At 71.7% G+C, this 20,052-nt stretch carries 19 protein-coding genes; 9 read left to right on the forward strand and 10 right to left on the reverse strand.

Annotated features, from left to right (window positions below; genetic code table 11):
- Positions 1-26: 26 nt before the first annotated feature.
- Positions 27-773 carry a class I SAM-dependent methyltransferase gene (locus tag OG521_27895; GenBank protein ID WUW24383.1) on the forward strand — a complete coding sequence of 249 codons (747 nt, stop codon included), beginning with the start codon at positions 27-29 and terminating at the stop codon, positions 771-773.
- Positions 770-1,843, forward strand: a complete 1,074-nt coding sequence (locus OG521_27900) for a prenyltransferase (GenBank protein WUW24384.1) — start codon at positions 770-772, stop codon at positions 1,841-1,843. The genes OG521_27895 and OG521_27900 overlap by 4 nt, the downstream gene beginning before the upstream one ends.
- Positions 1,844-1,882: 39 nt before the next feature.
- On the opposite strand, the gene OG521_27905 is transcribed toward OG521_27900, so the two are convergent.
- Positions 1,883-2,173: a hypothetical protein gene (locus OG521_27905; protein ID WUW24385.1), complete on the reverse strand. Its 291-nt coding sequence runs from the start codon at positions 2,171-2,173 to the stop codon at positions 1,883-1,885.
- 140 nt (positions 2,174-2,313) lie between these two features.
- On the opposite strand from OG521_27905, the gene OG521_27910 reads away from it, so the two are divergent.
- From OG521_27910 to OG521_27920, 3 genes are all read left to right on the forward strand, one after another.
- Complete coding sequence (locus OG521_27910) at positions 2,314-2,868, forward strand: hypothetical protein (GenBank protein WUW24386.1); 555 nt, start codon at positions 2,314-2,316, stop codon at positions 2,866-2,868.
- 40 nt (positions 2,869-2,908) lie between these two features.
- Complete coding sequence (locus OG521_27915; protein WUW24387.1) at positions 2,909-3,688, forward strand: maleylpyruvate isomerase family mycothiol-dependent enzyme; 780 nt, start codon at positions 2,909-2,911, stop codon at positions 3,686-3,688.
- An 87-nt stretch (positions 3,689-3,775) separates the two neighbouring features.
- Positions 3,776-4,822: a PHP domain-containing protein gene (locus tag OG521_27920; protein WUW26818.1), complete on the forward strand. Its 1,047-nt coding sequence runs from the start codon at positions 3,776-3,778 to the stop codon at positions 4,820-4,822.
- Between the two features lie 2 nt (positions 4,823-4,824).
- Here the strand turns inward: OG521_27920 and OG521_27925 are convergent, their stop codons facing one another.
- On the reverse strand, positions 4,825-5,433 hold the full coding sequence (locus tag OG521_27925) for a TetR/AcrR family transcriptional regulator (GenBank protein ID WUW24388.1): 609 nt from the start codon (positions 5,431-5,433) through the stop codon (positions 4,825-4,827).
- A 101-nt stretch (positions 5,434-5,534) separates the two neighbouring features.
- Here OG521_27925 and OG521_27930 point away from each other — a divergent pair, with 101 nt between their 5' ends.
- The gene (locus tag OG521_27930; GenBank protein WUW24389.1) at positions 5,535-6,449 is read left to right on the forward strand and encodes an NmrA/HSCARG family protein; all 915 of its coding nucleotides are present in this window, start codon (positions 5,535-5,537) and stop codon (positions 6,447-6,449) included.
- 9 nt (positions 6,450-6,458) lie between these two features.
- Here the strand turns inward: OG521_27930 and OG521_27935 are convergent, their stop codons facing one another.
- The 7 genes from OG521_27935 to OG521_27965 form a co-directional block, all read right to left on the reverse strand.
- Complete coding sequence (locus OG521_27935; protein WUW24390.1) at positions 6,459-7,469, reverse strand: LLM class F420-dependent oxidoreductase; 1,011 nt, start codon at positions 7,467-7,469, stop codon at positions 6,459-6,461.
- Between the two features lie 126 nt (positions 7,470-7,595).
- A complete protein-coding gene (locus OG521_27940) occupies positions 7,596-8,396 on the reverse strand; it encodes a DUF5336 domain-containing protein (protein WUW24391.1) in 801 nt (266 codons plus the stop codon).
- Between the two features lie 219 nt (positions 8,397-8,615).
- Positions 8,616-9,545: an N-acetylmuramoyl-L-alanine amidase gene (locus tag OG521_27945; protein WUW24392.1), complete on the reverse strand. Its 930-nt coding sequence runs from the start codon at positions 9,543-9,545 to the stop codon at positions 8,616-8,618.
- A 41-nt stretch (positions 9,546-9,586) separates the two neighbouring features.
- Positions 9,587-10,174 carry a class I SAM-dependent methyltransferase gene (locus OG521_27950; protein WUW26819.1) on the reverse strand — a complete coding sequence of 196 codons (588 nt, stop codon included), beginning with the start codon at positions 10,172-10,174 and terminating at the stop codon, positions 9,587-9,589.
- A gap of 205 nt (positions 10,175-10,379) precedes the next feature.
- Positions 10,380-11,705: a M20/M25/M40 family metallo-hydrolase gene (locus OG521_27955; GenBank protein WUW24393.1), complete on the reverse strand. Its 1,326-nt coding sequence runs from the start codon at positions 11,703-11,705 to the stop codon at positions 10,380-10,382.
- Positions 11,702-13,099: a cytosine permease gene (locus OG521_27960; protein WUW24394.1), complete on the reverse strand. Its 1,398-nt coding sequence runs from the start codon at positions 13,097-13,099 to the stop codon at positions 11,702-11,704. Before OG521_27960 ends, OG521_27955 begins: the two co-directional genes overlap by 4 nt.
- Positions 13,099-14,052 (reverse strand): DUF1177 domain-containing protein, encoded by a 954-nt coding sequence (locus OG521_27965; GenBank protein WUW24395.1) that lies wholly within the window; start codon positions 14,050-14,052, stop codon positions 13,099-13,101. The genes OG521_27960 and OG521_27965 overlap by 1 nt, the downstream gene beginning before the upstream one ends.
- 147 nt (positions 14,053-14,199) lie before the next feature.
- Between OG521_27965 and OG521_27970 the strand changes: the two genes are divergently transcribed.
- Positions 14,200-15,033, forward strand: coding sequence for an IclR family transcriptional regulator (locus OG521_27970; GenBank protein ID WUW24396.1), 834 nt, complete (start codon positions 14,200-14,202; stop codon positions 15,031-15,033).
- A gap of 53 nt (positions 15,034-15,086) precedes the next feature.
- Positions 15,087-15,815, forward strand: a complete 729-nt coding sequence (gene pepE / locus OG521_27975; GenBank protein WUW24397.1) for a dipeptidase PepE — start codon at positions 15,087-15,089, stop codon at positions 15,813-15,815.
- Here the strand turns inward: pepE and OG521_27980 are convergent.
- Positions 15,778-17,589: an MFS transporter gene (locus OG521_27980; protein ID WUW24398.1), complete on the reverse strand. Its 1,812-nt coding sequence runs from the start codon at positions 17,587-17,589 to the stop codon at positions 15,778-15,780. The genes pepE and OG521_27980 overlap by 38 nt on opposite strands.
- Positions 17,590-17,849: 260 nt before the next feature.
- Here OG521_27980 and OG521_27985 point away from each other — a divergent pair, with 260 nt between their 5' ends.
- The gene (locus tag OG521_27985; protein WUW24399.1) at positions 17,850-20,033 is read left to right on the forward strand and encodes an acyl-CoA dehydrogenase; all 2,184 of its coding nucleotides are present in this window, start codon (positions 17,850-17,852) and stop codon (positions 20,031-20,033) included.
- The last annotated feature ends 19 nt before the right edge of the window (positions 20,034-20,052 follow it).

Here is a 20,052-nt window from a genome sequence, read left to right on the forward strand (position 1 = left end):
CCCCTCGACCGCGAAAGCAGGCATTCGTGCTGACCGTGGACTTCACCCGCTTCCCGCTCGCCGCAGGCGACCGAGTGCTCGACCTGGGCTGCGGCGCCGGACGCCACGCCTTCGAGTGCTACCGGCGCGGTGCCCAGGTGGTGGCTCTCGACCAGAACGGCGAGGAGATCCGCGAGGTCGCGAAGTGGTTCGCCGCGATGAAGGAGGAGGGGGAGGCCCCCGAGGGCGCCACCGCCACCGCGATGGAGGGCGACGCGCTCAACCTGCCGTTCCCCGACGAGTCCTTCGACGTCGTGATCATCTCCGAGGTCATGGAGCACATCCCCGACGACAAGGGCGTGCTCGCCGAGATGGTCCGGGTCCTGAAGCCCGGCGGCCGGATCGCGGTCACCGTGCCGCGGTACGGCCCCGAGAAGGTCTGCTGGACGCTCTCCGACGCGTACCACGAGGTCGAGGGCGGCCACATCCGCATCTACAAGGCCGACGAACTGCTGGGCAAGATGCGCGGCGCCGGCCTCAAGCCGTACGGCACCCACCACGCGCACGCGCTGCACGCCCCCTACTGGTGGCTCAAGTGCGCCTTCGGCGTCGACAACGACAAGGCCCTGCCGGTGCGGGCGTACCACAAGCTGCTCGTCTGGGACATCATGAAGAAGCCCATGGCGACCCGGGTCGCCGAGCAGCTGCTCAACCCGGTCGTCGGCAAGAGCTTCGTGGCGTACGCGACCAAGCCGCACCTGCCCTCCACCGTGACGGCCGAGGCCGGGGCGTGACACTTCCCGAGCGGACCGAACACCTCGTCCTGCCCGGAGTCCTCACCGCGGGGGAGGCCGCCGAGACCGTCGCCGCGGTGCTCGCCGTGCAGTGCGACGACGGTGCGATCCCGTGGTTCCGCGGCCACCACCTCGACCCCTGGGACCACACCGAGGCGGCCATGGCGCTGGACGCGGCCGGTGAGCACGCCGCCGCCGAACGCGCCTACGAGTGGCTCGCCCGCAACCAGAACGAGGACGGTTCCTGGTACGCGGCCTACCACGACGGCGACCCGAAGCAGCCGACCGACCGCGGCCTGGAGACCAACTTCTGCGCCTACGTGGCCGTCGGCGTCTGGCACCACTACCTCGCCACCGGTGACGACGCGTTCGTCGACCGGATGTGGCCGACGGTGTTCGCCGCCGTCGAGTTCGTCCTGAAGCTCCAGCAGCCCGGCGGCCAGATCGGCTGGAAGCGGGAGGCCGACGGCACCCCGGTGACGGACGCGCTGCTGACCGGCTCCTCCTCCATCCACCAGGCGCTGCGCTGCGCGCTGGCCCTCGCCGAGTCCCGCGAGGAGCCGCAGCCCGACTGGGAGCTGGCGACGGGGGCGCTGGGTCACGCGATCCGCAGCCACCCGGAGCGCTTCCTCGACAAGAGCCACTACTCGATGGACTGGTACTACCCGGTGCTCGGCGGCGCGCTCACGGGAGCGCCGGCCACGCAGCGGATCGACGAGGGCTGGGAGCGTTTCGTCGTCCCGGGCCTCGGAGTGCGCTGTGTGCTGCCCAACCCGTGGGTGACGGGCGGCGAGAGCTGCGAACTCGCCCTCGCGCTGTGGGTGATGGGCGAGTCCGACCGGGCCCTGGAGATCCTGCAGTCCGTCCAGCACCTGCGGGCCGATGGCGGCATGTACTGGACGGGCTACGTCTTCGAGGGCAACCGGGCGTTCTGGCCAGAGGAGCACACGGCGTGGACCGCCGGTTCACTCCTGCTCGCGGTGGCCGCCCTCGGGGGGGACGAGGCGACCACCGCGGTCTTCAGCGGGGAGAGGCTGCCGAAGGGACTTGAGCCCGACTGCTGCGGCTGAGCGGGTGCCGCCGGGAAGCCCCGGCGGGTCCCGTCGGCCTCAGCGTCGGATGCGGCCTGCGACCGCGTGCCCGATGAACAGGTACACGACGGCTGCGAGTCCGTAACCGGCGACCACGTTGGCCCACGCCTTGTCGAACGTGAACAGGTCATACGACCAGCCCGCGAGCCAGCGTGCGGTTTGCCGCACGAACTCGACGAGGTCGTTGCCCCGGTTGGCGTCGAGCAAGTACATCAAAATCCACAGGATGATGATGAAAGCCATGATGTCGGCCACCACGGCTATGACACGTGCGGCGGTACTGCTTCCGTTGCCTCGTCTGTAAGACATGGACTGCGGATTGCCGTTTTCCGCCGTACGAAACCCGGACGGCGGACCCGGGTGGCGGGGCGGTCCCGGCGGAGCCAGCCTTGCGGAGGAGTGCCGGCCCCCGGCACCCGCCGTGATGTCCCCGGTCAGGGAGGCCCGCCGTGCCCCGTTCCGTACCGCTCCGCCGACTCCTCGTGGCGCTGTTGCTGTCCTGCTCCGTGCTGGTGAGCACCACCGCGTGCGGGGGCGACGACGACAACAGCGGTACGAGCAGCTCCGCGTCGCCCACCGGGACGTCGTCGGCGGAGGCGCAGAAGTTCGCCAAGACGCGTTTCGTCGCCAACGCGGGGCTCGCGGCGGGCGCCTCGTACCAGTGGATCATCAAGCCGTACCGTGCCGGGAAGTTCAAGAAGGGCGCGGACGGGCGGACCTTCGCGCTCGTCAAGGCGGGCCTCGCGGGCGGCTTCGCCTACAACCGGCTCAAGGCCGCCACGGTCAACGCCAAGGGCGATCCGCTGCTGTCGAAGGCCGTCGCCCCGCTGACCGCGGGCATCGAATCCCTCAAGAGCATGGCCACCAAGCTCCGCAAGGGTGAGGCGGGTGCGGGCGACGTCGGCGCGTTCGAGAGCGTCATCAACAGCATCAAGGACGCCGGCAAGAGCGCGGGCGCCGAGGTGAAGGACAAGGTGCCGTCGACCTCCCAGCTGGGCGGATAACCGCATGTGGGGCAGGCCGTGCCCGCACTAGGGTGCGGGGATGCCCCCTCTCGCGCATGAGCGCTACTGCGACGAAATCGTCCTGCTGACCGAGACGTTGAGGGCCGCGATCAGCGGCGCCGACCTCGAAGCGAACGTCCCGACCTGCCCGGACTGGACGCTGCGCGAACTGGCCGTCCACCTCGGCGGCGCCCAGCGCTGGGCCGGCGAGATCGTCCGCACCCGGGCCACCGAGGAACTCGGTGAGGAGCAGGTACCGGACTTCACACCCGACGGCGACGACCCCACAGTGCTCGACGCCTGGCTGGCGGAGGGGGCGGCCGGGACCGCCGAGGTGCTGCGGCAGGCGGGCCCGGCTGTGAGTGCCTGGTCCTGGTACGAGCGGGACCGGAGCGCGGGCTTCTGGGCGCGGCGCATGGCGCTGGAGACGGTCGTCCACCTGGCGGACGCGGCCCTGACCGCGAAGGTGCCGTACACGATGGCGCCCGAGCTGGCCGCGGACACGATCGACGAATGGCTCGACATCGTCGCCGGCGCCCAGGCGGAGGGCGATCCGGAGGCGCTGGAGCTGCGCGGGGGCGGCCGCTCCATCCACCTTCACGCCACCGACGTCCCGGACGCCGAGTGGCTCATCGAGTTCGGCGAGGACGGCTTCACCTGGCGCCACGCGCACGGCAAGGCGACGGTGGCGCTGCGGGGCCCGCTCACCGACCTGATGCTGGTCTTCAACCGCCGCCTCGCCCCTGACAGCGACCGGGTCGAGGTGCTGGGCGACGCGGAACTGCTGGACTTCTGGCTGGCGCGGTCGTCGTTCGGGTGAGGGGCGGCGGGGGCGGCCGGTGTGCGGGCCGGGCGTGGCTGGGCCAAGCTGGACGGGCAGCCCGTCCCGTCCCGCCAGGAGGTGCCGATGGACCCGGTCCGGGCCCTGGAGCGGATCGCTTTCCTGCTGGAGCGCGGCGGGGGCGACACCTACCGCGTCCAGGCCTTCCGTACCGCCGCCCGCACGGTGGCGGCGATGGACGACGGCGAGGCCGTGCGGCGGGTGACGAACGGCTCGCTGGAGCGGGTCAAGGGCATCGGTCCCAGGACCGCCCAGGTCATCCGGGAGGCGGTGGCCGGGGAGGTGCCCGCCTATCTGGAGGCACTGGAGACCGAGACCGCACAGAGCGGACCGCTCGCCGAGGGCGGTGAGAGCCTGCTCGCGCTGCTGCGCGGCGACTGCCACCTGCACTCCGACTGGTCGGACGGCGGCAGCACCATCGAGGAGATGGGCCGCACGGCCGCCGCCCTCGGCCACGACTGGGCGGTGCTCACCGACCACTCGCCCCGACTGAAGGTCGCGAACGGCCTCTCGCCCGAGCGGCTGCGCGAACAGCTCGCCGTGGTGGCCGAACTCAACGAGCGCTGGGCGCCGTTCCGGCTCCTGACCGGCATCGAGTGCGACATCCACCTCGACGGCTCCCTCGACCAGGAGGACGAACTGCTGGAGCAGCTGGACCTCGTGGTGGTCTCCGTCCACTCCAAGCTGCGGATGGACCCCGCCCCGATGACCCGGCGGCTCGTCGCCGCCGTACGCCACCCGCAGGCGAACATCCTCGGCCACTGCACCGGCCGCCTGATCACCGGCCGGGGCCGCCCGGAGTCGCGGTTCGACGCGGACGAGGTCTTCGCCGCCTGCGCGGAGGCGGGCACGGCGGTCGAGATCAACAGCCGCCCCGAACGGCTGGACCCGCCCCGGCGGCTGCTGCGCCGGGCCGTGGACGCGGGCACCCTGTTCGCCGTCGACACCGACGCGCACGCACCCGGCCAGCTGGACTGGCAGATCCACGGTTGCGCCCGCGCCGAGGAGTGCGGGGTGCCGCCGGAGAGGGTCGTCAACACCTGGACGGCTGACGAACTCCTCGGCTGGACGCGGGAGGGACGGGTTCCGGGGGGTGCGGGGGCGGGGTCTTGAGCTCAGGAGTTGTCACCGGCGACGCCGGATGAGCCGCGCACCCCGCCCCCACCCCGCTCAGGGCTGAGCCCCTCCACGGCGAGGTGGAAGAGACGGTCGGCCTGGGTGGCGGGGTCTTTGTGGTGCTCGGTGGCCAGGGCGATTCCTACGGCGAGGGTCAGCAGGTCGTGGAAGGTGACGTGCGGGGCGACCGCCTTCTCGCGAATGGCCCGCTGGAGCAGGGGAGTTCCGGCCACCTCGATTCTGCTGCCGCAGCTGCTCGGGGAGGGCTCCTCCGTGGGGGGCTCGTAGCTGAGGATGTGGGCGAATCCGCGCGCTGAGACCGCGTACTGGACGAAGGCGTGGAGCCACTCCAGGAGTGCGGTGCGGCCGTCCTCGGTCGTGCTCAGCCGGTGGGCGCGTTCGCACAGGCCCTCGATGCGCTCCTGGAAGACCGCTTCGAGAAGGGAGCGGCGGGTGGGGAAGTGGCGGCGCACGGTCGCCGAGCCGACGCCCGCGGTGCGGGCGATCTGCTCCTGGGACGCCTCCGCGCCGTGCGCGGCGACCTCGGCCTCGGCGACGGCGAGGATGCGCTGATAGTTGCGTCGGGCGTCCGAGCGCTGACCGGTCATGATCTCCCCATTGCTAAACGGCGGGCCCCGCCATATCTTAGCCACAGGTAAAACGGCGGGCCCCGCCGTTTTCAATCTCCGGTCCGCGAGGAGCAGCCACCATGCCCAGCAGCAGCGATATCGTCCTGGTCACCGGCGCCACCGGCCAGCAAGGCGGGGCCACGGCTCGTGCCCTTCTGGCCGCCGAGGTGCCCGTACGTGCGCTCGTGCGCGATCCGTCGTCGAAGCCCGCCCGGGCGATCGAGGCACTGGGTGCCCAGCTGGTGCGGGCGGATCTTTCCGACCCGGCCTCACTGGGGCCAGCGGTGGACGGGGTTCGCGCGGTGTTCTCGGTGCAGATGCCGCCCATGACCGAGACCAGCGTGGACTTCGCCGGCGAACTCGCCCAGGCCACCAACCTGGTGGACGCGGCGAAGGCCGCAGGGGTGCGGCAGTTCGTGCAGTCCTCGACCAGTGGCGTCGGTGAGCACACCCAGGTCGCCGGCTGGGCCGAGGGCCGCTGGGCGGCGATGGCCGACTACTTCCGGACCAAGCAGGCGATCATGGAGGCCGTGCGGGACGCGGGTTTTGACCGCTGGGCGGTGATCAAGCCCGCCTTCTTCATGGAGAACCTGCCCCTGCTGGCACCCAAGGGGCCCCGCGGCGGACTGCTGACGGTACTGAAGCCGGACACCGAACTGGCCCTCGTGGCCGTGCGGGACATCGGTACGGCCGCGGCGCACGCGCTCCGGGACCCCGACCGGTTCCATCAGGTCGAACTGGAACTCGCCGGTGACCTGCGCACGATGGAGCAGATCGCGCAGACCCTGTCCGCCGCCTGGGGAGTGCCCGTGACCGCGCCCTCCATGAGCGTGGAGGAGGCTCTCGCCGCGGGCATGCCGGCGTGGGGTGCCGGACACGAGTGGAACAACGTGGTCCTCCAGCCCGCCCGGCCCGCGTTCGCCCGGGAGTTGGGCATCCCGGTCACCACCTTCGCCGCGTGGGTGGATGAGCAGGTGGCGCCCGTGTCCGGCTAGGGGCGCGCTCTAGTGGTTGAGCTCCGCCAGTACCCGCAACGTATGCGGGTCCGGCGCCGTCACCAAGAGGTCCGTCACCGGGCCCTTGCGCCACAACTCCAGTCGTTCCGCGATCCGTTCCCTGGGGCCGACGAGCGAGATTTCGTCGGCGAAGGCGTCCGGGACGGCCAGGACCGCTTCCTGCTTCCGGCCCTCCAGGAACAGTTGCTGGATGTGCCGTGCCTCCTCCTCGAACCCCATCCGCGCCATCAGGTCCGCGTGGAAGTTGCGGGCCGCCGCGCCCATGCCGCCGATGTAGAAGCCGAGCATCGCCTTCACCGGCAGCAGGCCCTCCGCGACGTCGTCACAGACGTGCGCGCGGGCCATCGGCGCGATCATGAACCCCTCGGGTAGGTCGCTCAGCGAGGCCTCGTACACGTCGGTGCGCAGCGGTGACCAGTACAGCGGGAGCCAGCCGTCCGCGATCCGGGTGGTCTGGGCGATGTTCTTCGGGCCCTCGGCGCCGAGCAGCACCGGGAGGTCCGCGCGGAGGGGATGGGTGATCGGTTTGAGCGGTTTGCCGAGGCCGGTGGCGTCCGGGCCGTTGTACGGGTGGGAGTGGAACCGGCCGTTCAACTCCACAGGCACCTCGCGGCGCAGGACCTGGCGGACCACGTCGACGTACTCGCGGGTCGCCGTGAGCGGGCTGCGGGGGAACGGGCGCCCGTACCAGCCCTCCACGACCTGGGGGCCGGACAGGCCCAGGCCGAGCATCATCCGGCCGCCGGAGAGGTGGTCGAGGGTCAGGGCGTGCATCGCGGTCGCGGTCGGGGTGCGGGCTGCCATCTGTGCGATGGCGGTGCCCAGTTTGATACGGGAGGTGTGGGCGGCGATCCACGTCAGCGGGGTGAAGGCGTCCGAGCCCCAGGCCTCCGCCGTCCACACCGAGGAGTAGCCGAGGTCCTCCGCCTCGCGGGCGAGGTCCAGGTGGGCCGGGTTCGGGCCGCGGCCCCAGTATCCGAGAGCGAGTCCGAGCCGCATGTCGCTGCCTCCCAAGGAGTTTGACGGTGCGTCAGGTGTGGTGGGAGGGAGGGTACGACAGCGGCCCCCCGCCCGGAAGGGGCGGGGGGCCGCTGTCGGTGGTGCGTGCGCCGTGGCGCCGGCGTCTCAGCCGCGCTGGATGCCCGTCGTGTCCTGGAGGACTCCGCGACGGCCGTCCTGCGTCTGGGCGATGAGGCCCGGACCGCGCTGCTCGACCGCGAGATACCAGGTGCCCGGCGCCAGTTCGGCGATCGGGGCCGGCGAACCGTCCTCGCCGTACAGCGGACGGGCCACCGGCACGGCGAACCAGAACGGGGTGAAGTCCCCTGCGGGCGCGGCCTGCTGGGCGGGGGCCTGTGCCTGCTGCGGCTCGGGCTGGCCCTGCTGACCGGGCTGACCGGGCTGCGGCTGGCCGCCGTACGACGGAGCCTGGGCCTGCGGCTGACCGCCGTAGGGGGGCTGCTGGGCGCCCGGGTAGCCGTAGCCCTGGCCCGGCTGCGGCTGGCCACCGTACGGCGGCTGCACGGCCTGCGGCTTCGGGGCGCCCGCGAGCGGGGCCTTGAGCGCCGGGATCAGCGGGGAGGCGACCGCGCCGAAGGCCAGGGCCAGGGAGGCGATCAGGCCGAGGATCAGTCCGGCACCGGCGTCGATCTGGCCGAGGTCGATGATGGTCCAGAACATGTTCCACGCCGTGAAGACCGTGGCGGCGACACCGAACGCGGCGAGGTCGAGACCCAGGACCTTGCGCGGCTGGGGCTGCGAGCGGGAGAGCACGATCAGTGCCGCGCCGATCACCCCGACCATGTAGACGCCGATCCCGTTGCCCAGGGAGTCCCAGGAGTTCGGCGCGTCGACGCTGGTGCTTCCGTAGTCGAAGTAGTCGAGGAAAGAGGCGATGAACAGCACGACCGCTGCTCCGATCACCACGCCATCGCCTCGAGTGAGGGAGCGGATATTCACGTGAAGGTCCTTAGTCGGTCGTCTCGTCGGGGCGTTTGTCGCTGCCACCGGTACGGCGGGTACGGCGCGAAGCTCGGGAGCGGCCCCCCATCGTACGGATGAATCTATCGTCTGCCCGGGCGGGTTGTGTTCCTGCCCGGACGTTGGACGAGCATCCTCCCGAATTCATCGCAGAACCACCTCTTACTACCCGTTCAGGTAGCTGCTGATGCCGTCCGCGATGCCCTGGGCCGCCTTCTGACGCCAGCCCGTGCTGGTGAGCAGGGCGGCGTCCTTCGGATCACGCATATTGCCGCATTCGATGAAGACTTTGGGGACGGTCGACAAATTCAGTCCGCCGAGATCCTTGCGGGTGTCCAAGCCGGTATTGCCGCCGATGTAATTGGAAGGCGCACTTCCGGTAGCGCGTACGAAGAGTCCGGCGATGCGGGTGCCCAGTTCGCGCGACGGGCCCACGATCTTCGAGGTGTCCGCGCCGCCGCCGCGCACCGATGCGGGAAGAATCACATGGAAGCCGCGGTTCCCGGCCGCCGATCCGTCCGCGTGGACCGAGACGACCGCGTCCGCCCCGGCCTTGTTGCCGATCCGGGCCCGCTCGTCGACGCACGGCCCGAACGGCCGGTCGTCGTCGTACGTCAGGAGCACCTTCGCCCCCTGGGCCTGGAGCAGCGTACGCAGCCGGTGCGACACATCGAGGGTGAACCGGGCCTCCGCGTAACCGGAGTTGGTGGAGGTGCCGGTGGTGTCGCACTCCTTGTGCGTGGTGCCGATGTCCACCTGGCGGTTGATCTCGGCGGTGTGCAGGTGGTTGTCCGGGTTGTGCCCCGGGTCGATGACGACCGTCCTGCCGGACAGCGGGCCGGACGCCGCGGGTGCGGTGGGCCTCTTCGACGGGGACGGGCCGGTGCGCGACGGCGACGGGGAGGCCGTCGCGGCGGGTGTGGACGCGGCCGCCGAGGACGGGGCCGTGTCGCCGCCCTTCCCGGGCTGTGCCTGCGCGGTGCCGCCGCCGTCCGCGCCGCAGCCGGCGAGGCCCAGGCACAGGACGGTCAGCACCGCGGCGGCGGGCAGGGACGGGCGGTGTGGGGTGGGGGGAGCACTCTCGTCGTGACGCACCCGGCGATGCTATCCGGGAGTCCGCGCGGTGTCCGGGGGCCTCAGAACCCCGGCCCGGTACGGCGCAGCACCCGCAGCGAGTCCGTGACGGAGATCTCGGTGAAGGCGCCCGACGCCAGCGCCCGCAGATACACCCGGTACGGGGCCTGGCCGCCGTGCGCGGGGTCCGGGAACACGTCGTGGATCACCAGCAGCCCGCCCTCGGCGACATGCGGTGCCCAGCCCTCGTAGTCGCCGTTCGCGTGCTCGTCGGTGTGGCCGCCGTCGATGAAGACGAGGCCGAGCGGGCCGCCCCAGACGGCCGCCACCTGCGGGGAACGTCCCACGAGCGCCACCACGTGCTCCTCCAGACCGGCCGCGTGCAGCGTCCGGCGGAACGTGGGCAGGGTGTCCATCCGGCCCACCTCGGGGTCCACCACCGTCGGGTCGTGGTACTCCCAGCCGGGCTGCTGCTCCTCGCTGCCCCGGTGGTGGTCGACGGTGAGCGCCGTGACGCCGGCCGCGCGTGCGGCGTCGGCGAGCAGGATGGTGGAGCGTCCGCAGTACGTGCCCACCTCCAGCAGCGGCAGTCCGAGCGCGGCCGCATCGGTGGCGGCGGTGTACAGCGCGAGTCCCTCGACCACCGGCATGAAGCCCTTGGCGGCCTGGAACGCGGCGAGAATCTCCGGCTTGGGCTCGGCGGCCACGGGGTTCCTCCTGGTGGGACGGGATGCACGGCGGTCGGTTCGACGGGCGCCATCGTGCCGTACGCCCCCGCCGGATGAACCGGCGGGGGCGTACGGGTGGGGTGGGCCCGGGTCGGGGCAGGCCCCCGGCGGAGCCGTGACGCAGGGGTCAGCAGCTCTGCCAGAGTCGGGTCATGACGCGGACGCCGAAGCGCAGTCCCTCCAGCGGGACGCGCTCGTCCACGCCGTGGAAGAGGCGGCCGTAGTCCAGGTCGTGCGGGAGCTTCAGGCCCTTGAAGCCGAAGCAGCGGATGCCGAGGTGGGTGAAGGCCTTGGCGTCCGTGCCGCCGGGGTTGCAGTACGGCACCGGGTGGCCGTCCGGGTCCTCGGCGCGCACCGCGTCGCACATCGCGTCGACGAGCGGGCCGTCGAACGTGGTCTCCATCGCGATGTCGTGGTTGACCCACTCGCGGGTGACCGACGGGAGGAGGAGCCTGTCGATGGTGTCGATCAGTTCCTGCTCGTGGCCGGGCAGGAAGCGGCCGTCGACACGGGCGGTCGCCTTCCCGGGGATCACGTTGGTCTGGTAACCGGCGTTGAACATGGTGGGGTTCGCGGAGTTGCGGAGCACCACCTGCATGAAGTCGGAGACCGGGCCGAGCTTCGCGAGGCTGCCCTCGATGTCGTTCTCGTCGAACTCGACACCGTAGAGACCGGCAGCCTCCTCCAGCAGGGCGCGGACCGGTTCGATCAGCCGGATCGGGAAGGTCTCGCGGCCGATCCGGGTCAGCGACTCGGCGAGGTCGGTGACCGCGTTCTCGTCGTTGGGGGAGGAGCCGTGGCCGGCCCGGCCGGTCGCGGTGAGCTCCATCCAGGCCATGCCGCGCTGGGCGTTCTCGATCGGGTAGAGGCGACGGGTGTCGTCGATCGCGAAGGAGAACCCGCCGCCCTCGCCGATCGCCTCGGTGACCCCGGCGAACAGCTCCGGGCGGTGCTCGACCAGCCAGTGGGCGCCGAACTTGCCGCCCGCCTCCTCGTCGGCGAGGAAGGCGAGGACCAGGTCCCGGGAGGGCTGCGTACCGGTGCGGGCGAAGTGCCGGGCGGTGGCCAGCATGACGGCCACCGTGTCCTTCATGTCGATCGCGCCGCGGCCCCACAGGTAGCCGTCCCGGATCTCGCCGGAGAACGGCGGCACCTGCCACTCGGAGGCGTCCGCGGGGACCACGTCCAGGTGGCCGTGGACCATCAGGGCGCCGCGCTCGGGATCGCGGCCCGCGATCCGGGCGATGACGCTGGCCCGGCCCGGGGCGGACTCGACGAGCTCGGAGTCGATGCCCACCTCGGCGAGGCGGCCCACCACCCAGTCGGCGCTCGCGCGCTCGTTGCTGGTGGGGTTGGAGGTGTCGAACCTGATCAGTTCGGCGCAGAGGTCGACGACCTCGGCCTGGGCCTCGTCGGAGGCCGGGACCAGGGGTGCGCCGGGGGCGGTGCTCATGCTGCTCCCACGGAGGTGGTGGCGGGGGCGGCGGGGGCCGAGTCGTTCTCGGAACCCTCGTCGTCCAGGGTGGAGGTGCCGTACGGCCGCACCCAGCCCAGCAGGCCGAGGACGCTGTACAGGACGAAGGCGGTGGCCAGCGAGTTCAGGGCCGGGATGCCGCCGTCGTAGAACTTGCCGACGCAGAACGCCGCGATCCAGATGACGATCGACATCGGGACCCAGGTCGGCGAGGTCTTCGGCAGGGTCTCGGACTCCCGGGTCTCGTCCAGCGGCTTGCGCATCTTCTTCACGACCCAGTACTCGGCCACGATGATGCCGCCGATCGGCGGGATGGCGACGCCGAGGATCGTCAGGAACTCGGTGAAGTGGGTCATGATCCCGACCGCGGACAGGACCGTGCCCGCGATGCCGAGGACGATCGTGACCGCGCCGCGGTGGACGCGCTTGCCGAAGACGACCTGGAAGAAGTTGACGACGCCGAGCGAGGAGCCGTACAGGTTCCAGTCGTTGATCTTCGCGGTGGACATCAGGACCACGATCACGCCGAAGGCGCCGGAGGTGGAGAGGACGATGTGCGAGACCTCGTTGCTCTTCACCAGGTGGCCGAGCAGCACTCCGGTCAGGCCGACGATGTACTCGGAGAGGATCATCGAGGAGGCGCTCTGCAGGAAGACGTGCGAGCCCTTGCGGTTGTAGCGGGTCATCTCCGGGGAGACGATCGCGCCCGTCATGTAGCCGCCCGCGATGGCGGTGGCGGCGACGGCCAGCGGGATCGTGTCGCCGGGCGGCGGCGAGTGGATCAGGTCGCTGAAGGAGTGGTCGTTGAGCGTGTTGACGACCGACCAGGCGACCATCGCGAAGAACAGCGGGGTGACGACCTTCGCGAAGTTCGCCATGTACTTGAAGCCGAAGATCACCAGCGCGGTGATGGCGATCCCGGCGAGCACGCACCACATCCAGGACGGTCCGCCGACCAGCGCCGAGACGCTGTTGCCGAAGATCGTGTTCTGGACGCCGAACCAGCCGACCAGGCTGACCGCGATGACGAAGCTGACCAGCGCGGAGCCGTTGCGGCCGAAGCCCACCCAGCGGGTCAGCATCGGGGTCGCGAGACCCTCGCGCATCCCGGCCAGACCGATCGCGAAGATCACGATCTCCAGGATCACCGCGCCGAGCGTGAAGGCGAGGAAGGCGTTGCCGAAGGTCATGCCGACGCCGATGGTGGCGCCGAGCGTGAACTGCGAGATCGAACCGGACTGGGCCAGCCACTGGAGCAGCATCGACCAGAAACCGAAGCGCTTGTCGCGCGGGACGCGCGAGAGCGAGTAGTCGTCGCTGCCGATGCTCTTGGCCTCGGGGGCCACGGCGCCGGCCTGTGGGGTGGCAGCCATCAGGACTCCTGGGGTGTGCGGCCGAAGGTCTGCAGGTGAGCCAGCGACCCGTAGCGGTTGACGAGGTTGTCGAACTCCACCGCGTCGTGGAAGTCCAGGTGGCCGCCGCCGTAGGCCTTGGCGACCTCCACGGCGTAGCGGGCGGCGGACGCGATGTCGGTCTCGTGACTCGCGCCGGTGCCGCAGCCGGGCACCGCGGCGGCCGAGGTGATGGCCAGACCGATGACGGGAGCGGCCGTCGCGGTGGAGGGCTGGAGGATCGAATTGATGTGGTGTGCCCCGTTACCGTACGGCGTGATGTCCTGAGTCGTCACGGGGTACGTGACCAACGGCTCACCCGTCACCACGGCCAGCAGCTCACCGAGCTGCTCGCTGACCCGGAGCACCCAGCCCTCCTTGACGGTGGGCGACAGGGCGAGGCCCTTGTGGTTGATGATCCGGTTGCCCTTGGTGGTGTCGATGGAGAGCACGGCCTCCATCTCGTCCGTCACCTCGTGGCGGTTCATGGTGGCGATGTCCACGGGCGAGCCCATGAACGGCACCGGGTCGTGCGGCTCGGTCGGCGCGTCCGGGCAGATGTGGGTGGCGACGATCACGTCGCCGGGCAGCACATCGCCGCGGCGGCGCATGTCGAGCAGCTTGGCGGCGGTGGCGACGGCCGAGACCGCTCCGTCGGCGTCGGAGACCAGGCCGGTCACCTCGGGCCGGGCGCCGATGCCGCCGAGCCGGCCGACGACGCCCAGGGTGCGGGCGCTGCCTCCGGCGGTGCGTCCCCGGGAGCCGGGGATGCGGACCATCACGAAGTCCGTCGAGCCCCGTTCGCCGGCGACCGTGGCCACCTCCGCGGACGAGCCCTCGGCCCCCGCTACGGAGTCGAGGTACTCGACGACCGTCTTGCCACTGGCCTGGGGGTCGTCCAGAAGACCGACGACGTCCAGCACGTACTTCAACATGGGGGGCCTTTCTCGCGCATCCGTCACACCCGTCCGGCGCCCGGCAGGGAGTGGGACGCCGGACGGGGTGCTGAGAGCAGATTCGGGATCGGATAGCGTTGAACGCAACTGTTTCCCGTTATTTGCAATTCAGGTCTGAATGGTGAGATGACGATGGCGGACTTCGATCTGGACCGGCGCACCCCCGCCGGGGCCCTGCAAACCGTCGACCGGGCGCTCCTCGTGCTGCTCGCGTTCGAGCGGACCAGACCCGACTGGGGCGTCACCGAGGTCGCCGAGGAGTTCGGCTGGGACACCTCGGTGGCCCAGCGGCTGCTCGCCACCCTCGCCGGGCGCGGCTTCCTGGTCTCCGACCCGGCCACCCGGCGCTACCGCATCGGCCCCGCCGTGCTGCGCCTCGGCAGGCTCTGGGAGCGCTCGGGCTCCCTGGAGCTGCTCGCCGGGCCGGTCCTGGAGGAGCTGCGCCGGGTCACCGGCGACACCGTGCTGTTCTGCCTGCCGGACAGCTTCCACATGCGGTGCGTGGCCGCCGAGGAGGGCGAGACCGGGCCGCTGCGCTACTACCCGCTGGTCGGTGAGCTCTACCCGGCGCACGCCGGGGCGACCAGCAAGTCGTTCTACGCCTACCTGCCGGACGAGCAGCGCCACCGGCTCTTCCGGGGGCGCCCGATGGCCCGGTTCACCGACCGGACCGTCACCGATCCGGACCAGCTGGAGCAGGAGTTCCTGAAGGTCCGGGCCCAGGGGTACGCCTGGACGGTCGGCGAGTACGACACCGGCGTCGCGACCCTCGCCGTCCCGGTCTTCCTCGGCCGTGAACCCTACGGAAGCCTCAGCCTGGGCGGCGCCGAGGAACGGTTCGAGGGGGCGCACGAGAGCCGCCTCGAAGCGCTGCGGCACGCTGCCGAGATGCTGGAGCGGCGCCTCACCCACCCGCCGCAGCGCCCGAAGCCGAAGACCCGCCGGACCCGGGCCGCCTGACCCGGGAACAGCTCCGCACGATCTGACCCGAAGAGAACCCCAAGAGGAACCCCGTGAATCTGCTCCTGCTCTCCAACTCCACCCAGCACGGCTGCGGTTACCTGGAACACGCCCTCGACACGGTCGCGGCCTTCCTGCCGTCCGGCGCCCGGCTGGCCTTCGTGCCGTACGCGCTCGCCGACTACGCCACGTACACCGCACGCGTCCGCGAGGCCCTGGAGCCGGCCGGGATCACCGTCCGCGGGGTCCACGAGAACGCCGACCCGGTCGCCGAACTCGCCGCCTCCGACGCCGTGTTCATCGGCGGTGGCAACTCCTTCCGGCTGCTGAGCGCGCTCTACAGGACCGGTCTGCGCGACGCCGTCACCGAGGCGGTGCGCGAGGGCCTCCCGTACATGGGAGCCAGCGCGGGGACGAACATGGCGGCGCCCACGCTCCGCACGACCAACGACATGCCCATCGTGCAGCCGCCGTCCTTCGAGACGCTCGGCCTCGTCCCGTTCCAGATCAACCCGCACTACCTGGACCCGGACCCGGACAGCACCCACAAGGGCGAGACCCGCGAGGAGCGGCTCGGGGAGTTCCTGGAGGAGAACGACGTCCCGGTGCTCGGGCTGCGCGAGGGGTCATGGCTGCGGGTCAACGGGCGTCAGGCCCGGGTCCAGGGCGCCCGCCCCGCCAGGCTGTTCACCCGCGGCGCGCAGCCGCAGGAGCTCCCGGTGGGGACGGACGTCTCTCATCTGCTCACGACCGCGCCGCGGTTCGACGCTCCGGTGCGCTGAGCGTCAGCACCAGATCGGTCTCGCTCCGCGGCCCGTCCGCCGGGTACGACGCGGGGCGGGCCCGCGGCGCGTATCCGGCGGCCGATCCGGCCAGGACGAAGCTCCCGCTGCCCGGGGCGGCGAGCGCGTAGCGGCCCTCCGCGTCCGTGGTGGTGAGCCCGGCCTGCCGGCCGTGCCGGTCGATCAGGGTGACGTTGGCACCGGCCACCGGCGTCCCGTCCGCCTCCAGCACCCGGCCGTGGAAGCCGTCGGAACCGAGGTACGGGTGCGGGACGGGGGGAAGAGGTTCCCCCGCCTCGCGCGCGGCGTCGTCGCCCGCGCTGCTCGCCAGCAGCACCGGCGAGGCGGCCGAGCGCTGCGAGGGCAGGAACGCCGCCAGCACGAGACCGACCAGCACCGCCCCCGTCGCGATCATGAACGAGGTCCGGAAGCCCTCCATGCTGGGCACCGAGACCGGGCCCATCCGCACCGAGGTGTTCGCCAGCACCATGCCGATCACCGCACTCGACACCGAGGTGCCGATCGAGCGCATCAGGGTGTTCAGCCCGTTGGCCGCGCCCGTCTCCGAGGCGTCGACGGCCCCGATGATCAGCGCGGGCAGCGAGGAGTACGCGAGTCCGATACCGGCCCCGAGCAGCACCGCGATCACGATGGTCTGCCAGGCGGCGCTCATCAGGCCGAGCCCGGCGCCGTAGCCGATCGCGATGACCAGCATGCCGAGCATCAAAGTGATCTTGGGGCCGTACCGGGCGGAGATCCGGGCGTACAGCGGGGCGACGAGCATCATCGTCAGGCCGAGCGGGGCCACGCACAGGCCGGCGACCACCATGGACTGGCCGAGGCCGTAACCGGTCGACGCCGGCAGCTGGAGCAGCTGCGGCAGGACCAGCGAGACGGCGTAGAAGGCGACCCCGACCATGATCGAGGCGAGGTTGGTGAGCAGTACCTCGCGGCGGGCCGTGGTCCGCAGGTCGACCAGCGGTGCGTCGCTCCGCAGCTCGAACAGGCCCCACAGCACCAGGACGACGAGGGCGGCGGCGATCAGTCCGAGGGTGGTGCCCGAGGTCCAGCCCCAGTCGCTGCCCTTGGTGATCGGCAGCAGCAGGAGGACCAGGCCGAGCGAGAGGCCGAGCGCCCCGGTGACGTCGAACCGTCCGGGGGCCCGGAGCGAGGTCTCGGGCACCGTCAGCACGGTCAGCCCCATGGCCAGCACGCCGAGGCCGGCCGAGCCGAAGAAGAGGGTGTGCCAGTCGGTGTGCTGGGCGACCAGCGCGGCGGCGGGCAGCGCGAGTCCGCCGCCCACCCCGATCGAGGAGCTCATCAGCGCCATCGCGGAGCCGAGCTTCTCGCGCGGCAGCTCGTCGCGCATGATGCCGATGCCCAGCGGGATGGCGCCCATGGCGAAGCCCTGGAGCGCACGGCCCACGATCATGATGACGAGATCGTCGGTGAACGCGCATATCAGCGAGCCGACCACCATCACGGCGAGGCTGGCCAGCAGCATCCTGCGCTTGCCGTTCAGATCGCCGAGCCGCCCCATGATCGGGGTGGAGACGGCTCCGGCGAGCAGGGTCGCCGTCATCACCCAGGTGGCGTTCGACGGGTCGGTGTGCAGAAGGGCGGGCAGGTCCTTGATGACGGGGACGAGCAGGGTCTGCATCACCGCGACGGTGATGCCCGCGAAGGCGAGCACGGGAACGATCCCGCGGCCCGCCTTCGGCGCCCGCGGATCAGGAAGCTCCGCGGTGGGCGTTTCGTGCGTCGTCTGTGGCATGCGTGCGGCCTCCGGGCGGCAGGAGAGGGAGGGTGAGGACGGGAGCGCGGTCCCTGCGGCGGGCAGCACTGACCGCCAAGTACGTGCAGGGTGAAACCTTCCGGATGTCCGAGGTATTCCGGTAATAAGGCAAGAACAGGTCAAGACGGCCGGCCCGGTTTCCGGCGCGGCCGCAACTGGGTGCTCATCTGACCTTCCGTCAGATTGGAACGTGTTCTACTCTTGCGCCGTTCCAGTGGCTGCGACCGGCGAGGATCCGCATGGGCATCGGAATCACCGAAGAACACAGGGAGCTCGCGCAGGCCGTACGGGGATGGCTGGCGCGGGCCGTACCGCCCGGAGAAATCCGCAGACTCCTCGACGCGGAAGCCCCCGCCGCCCCCGGCGCACGCCCCGCGTACTGGGACGGGCTCGGCGAGCAGGGGCTGCTCGGCATCCATCTGCCCGAGGCGTACGGCGGCGGGGGCGGCGACCTCCTCGACCTGGCCGTCGTCCTTGAGGAGGCAGGCCGCGCCGCACTCCCTGGCCCCTGTCTGCCGAGCGCCCTCGCCTCGGCCGTCCTGCACGCCGCGGGCGCCGACGCGCTGGTACGCGACCTGGCGGCCGGGACCCGCATCGGCGCCGTCGCCCTCGGGCCCGGATCGCTCACCGCCGTCGAGCACGAGGACGGCCACCTCCTGGACGGCGAACCGCCACCGGTCCTCTCCGGCGCCGAGGCCTGCCTGCTCCTGCTCCCGGCCGCCTCGGCCACCGGCATCCGCTGGTTCGCCGTCGACACCGCCGCACCGGGACTGACCGTGCGCCCGCACCACGGCGCCGACCCCACCCGGCCCACCGCCGCGGTCCGGGCCGACGGCGTCCTGGTCCCCGCCGGACGCGTCCTGCGCACCGGCTCCGGCCTCGTCCGCGATCTCGCCGCCGTCCTGTTCGCCGCCGAGGCCTGCGGCACCGCGGCCCGCTGCCTGGACACCGCCGCCGAGTACGCCAAGGTCCGCGAACAGTTCGGCCGGCCCATCGGACAGTTCCAGGGCGTCAAGCACCTGTGCGCCGACATGCTCGTACGCGTCGAACAGGCCCGCGCGCTGACCTGGGACGCCGCCCGTGCGGCCGGTGAACCCCACCAGCCCGACGAGGTGCGGGGCCTGGCCGCCGCGCTCGCCGCGGCGACCGCGCTGGACGCCGCCTACAGCTGCGCCAAGGACGCCATCCAGATCCTCGGCGGGATCGGCTTCACCTGGGAGCACGACGCCCATCTGTATCTGCGCCGCGCCCTGGTGGCGCGCCAGCTGCTGGGCGGCGCGGACGAGCACCGGCAGCGCGCCGTCCGGCTGGCCGGGGCGGGCGCGCGCCGCGAACTCGCCCTGGAACTGCCGGAGCAGGCGGCCTCGCACCGCGCGGCGGCCCGCGAGGCCGTCGCCGCCGCCCGCGGCCTCGGCCCGCGGGACGCCCGCCGCGCCCTCGCCCCCACCGGCTACGCCGCACCGCATCTGCCCGCGCCCTATGGACTGGACGCCGGGCCCGTACAACAGCTCGCCGTGCAGCAGGAGTTGCGCGAGCAGGGCGTGAAGCTGAGCGATCTCTCCATCGCCACCTGGGTGGTGCCCTCCCTGATCGCCCACGGGACCCCCGCCCAGCAGGACCGCTACCTGCTGCCCACCCTGCGCGGCGACCTCCAGTGGTGCCAGCTGTTCTCCGAACCCGGCGCCGGATCCGACCTCGCCTCCCTGCGCACCCGGGCCGAACGGACCCCCGAGGGCTGGCGGATCAACGGCCAGAAGGTGTGGACGAGCGCCGCCCAGTGGGCCGACCACGGCATCCTGCTCGCCAGGACCGACCCGGACGCCCCCAAGCACCAGGGGCTCGGCTACTTCCTCGTCGACATGAAGAACACCGAGGGCATCGACATCCGCCCGCTGAAGGAGATCACCGGCGACTCCCTCTTCAACGAGGTGTACTTCGACGACGTCCTGCTGCCCCACGACGCCCTGGTCGGCGAGGCCGGCGGCGGCTGGAAGGTCGCCCGCAACACCCTGGGCAACGAACGCGTCCACATGGCCGACCAGATGAGCTTCGACACCGGCCTGGAAGCGCTGATCGACCGCGCGGCCGGACTCGACGGCGCCTGCCGGGCCAGGATCGGCGCACTCGCCGCCGAGGCCCACGCACTGGCCTGCATCGGACTGCGCACCACGCTCCAGCAGGTCTCCGGCCTCGAACCGGGCGCGGGCGCCTCCGTACGCAAGCTCGTCCAGACCGTCCACCAGCAGAAGATCGCCGAACTCTCCCTGGAACTGCTCGGCCCGGACGGGGCGGTGTGCGAGGGGGCGGGGGAGCGGGCGGTGCACGGCTTCCTGATGTCCCGCTGCCTGACCATCGCGGGCGGCACCACCCAGGTTCAGCTCAATGTCGTCGCCGAGCGCATCCTCGGCCTGCCGAGGGACTGAGAGGACACCATGACTGGCA

Origin of the sequence: Streptomyces sp. NBC_01463, assembly GCA_036227345.1 — a bacterium.
In the GTDB taxonomy this organism is placed as follows: Bacteria; Actinomycetota; Actinomycetes; order Streptomycetales; family Streptomycetaceae; genus Streptomyces.

Excerpts from the sequence above, each read along its gene's own strand:
- OG521_27905 (WUW24385.1), bottom strand. The coding sequence starts at position 2,173 with ATGTCTTACAGACGAGGCAACGGAAGCAGTACCGCCGCACGTGTCATA.
- OG521_27915 (WUW24387.1), top strand. The coding sequence starts at position 2,909 with ATGCCCCCTCTCGCGCATGAGCGCTACTGCGACGAAATCGTCCTGCTG.
- OG521_27920 (WUW26818.1), top strand. The coding sequence starts at position 3,776 with ATGGACCCGGTCCGGGCCCTGGAGCGGATCGCTTTCCTGCTGGAGCGC.
- OG521_27925 (WUW24388.1), bottom strand. The coding sequence starts at position 5,433 with ATGACCGGTCAGCGCTCGGACGCCCGACGCAACTATCAGCGCATCCTC.
- OG521_27930 (WUW24389.1), top strand. The coding sequence starts at position 5,535 with ATGCCCAGCAGCAGCGATATCGTCCTGGTCACCGGCGCCACCGGCCAG.
- OG521_27935 (WUW24390.1), bottom strand. The coding sequence starts at position 7,469 with ATGCGGCTCGGACTCGCTCTCGGATACTGGGGCCGCGGCCCGAACCCG.
- OG521_27950 (WUW26819.1), bottom strand. The coding sequence starts at position 10,174 with ATGCCGGTGGTCGAGGGACTCGCGCTGTACACCGCCGCCACCGATGCG.
- OG521_27955 (WUW24393.1), bottom strand. The coding sequence starts at position 11,705 with ATGAGCACCGCCCCCGGCGCACCCCTGGTCCCGGCCTCCGACGAGGCC.
- OG521_27960 (WUW24394.1), bottom strand. The coding sequence starts at position 13,099 with ATGGCTGCCACCCCACAGGCCGGCGCCGTGGCCCCCGAGGCCAAGAGC.
- OG521_27965 (WUW24395.1), bottom strand. The coding sequence starts at position 14,052 with ATGTTGAAGTACGTGCTGGACGTCGTCGGTCTTCTGGACGACCCCCAG.
- OG521_27970 (WUW24396.1), top strand. The coding sequence starts at position 14,200 with ATGACGATGGCGGACTTCGATCTGGACCGGCGCACCCCCGCCGGGGCC.
- OG521_27980 (WUW24398.1), bottom strand. The coding sequence starts at position 17,589 with ATGCCACAGACGACGCACGAAACGCCCACCGCGGAGCTTCCTGATCCG.
- OG521_27985 (WUW24399.1), top strand. The coding sequence starts at position 17,850 with ATGGGCATCGGAATCACCGAAGAACACAGGGAGCTCGCGCAGGCCGTA.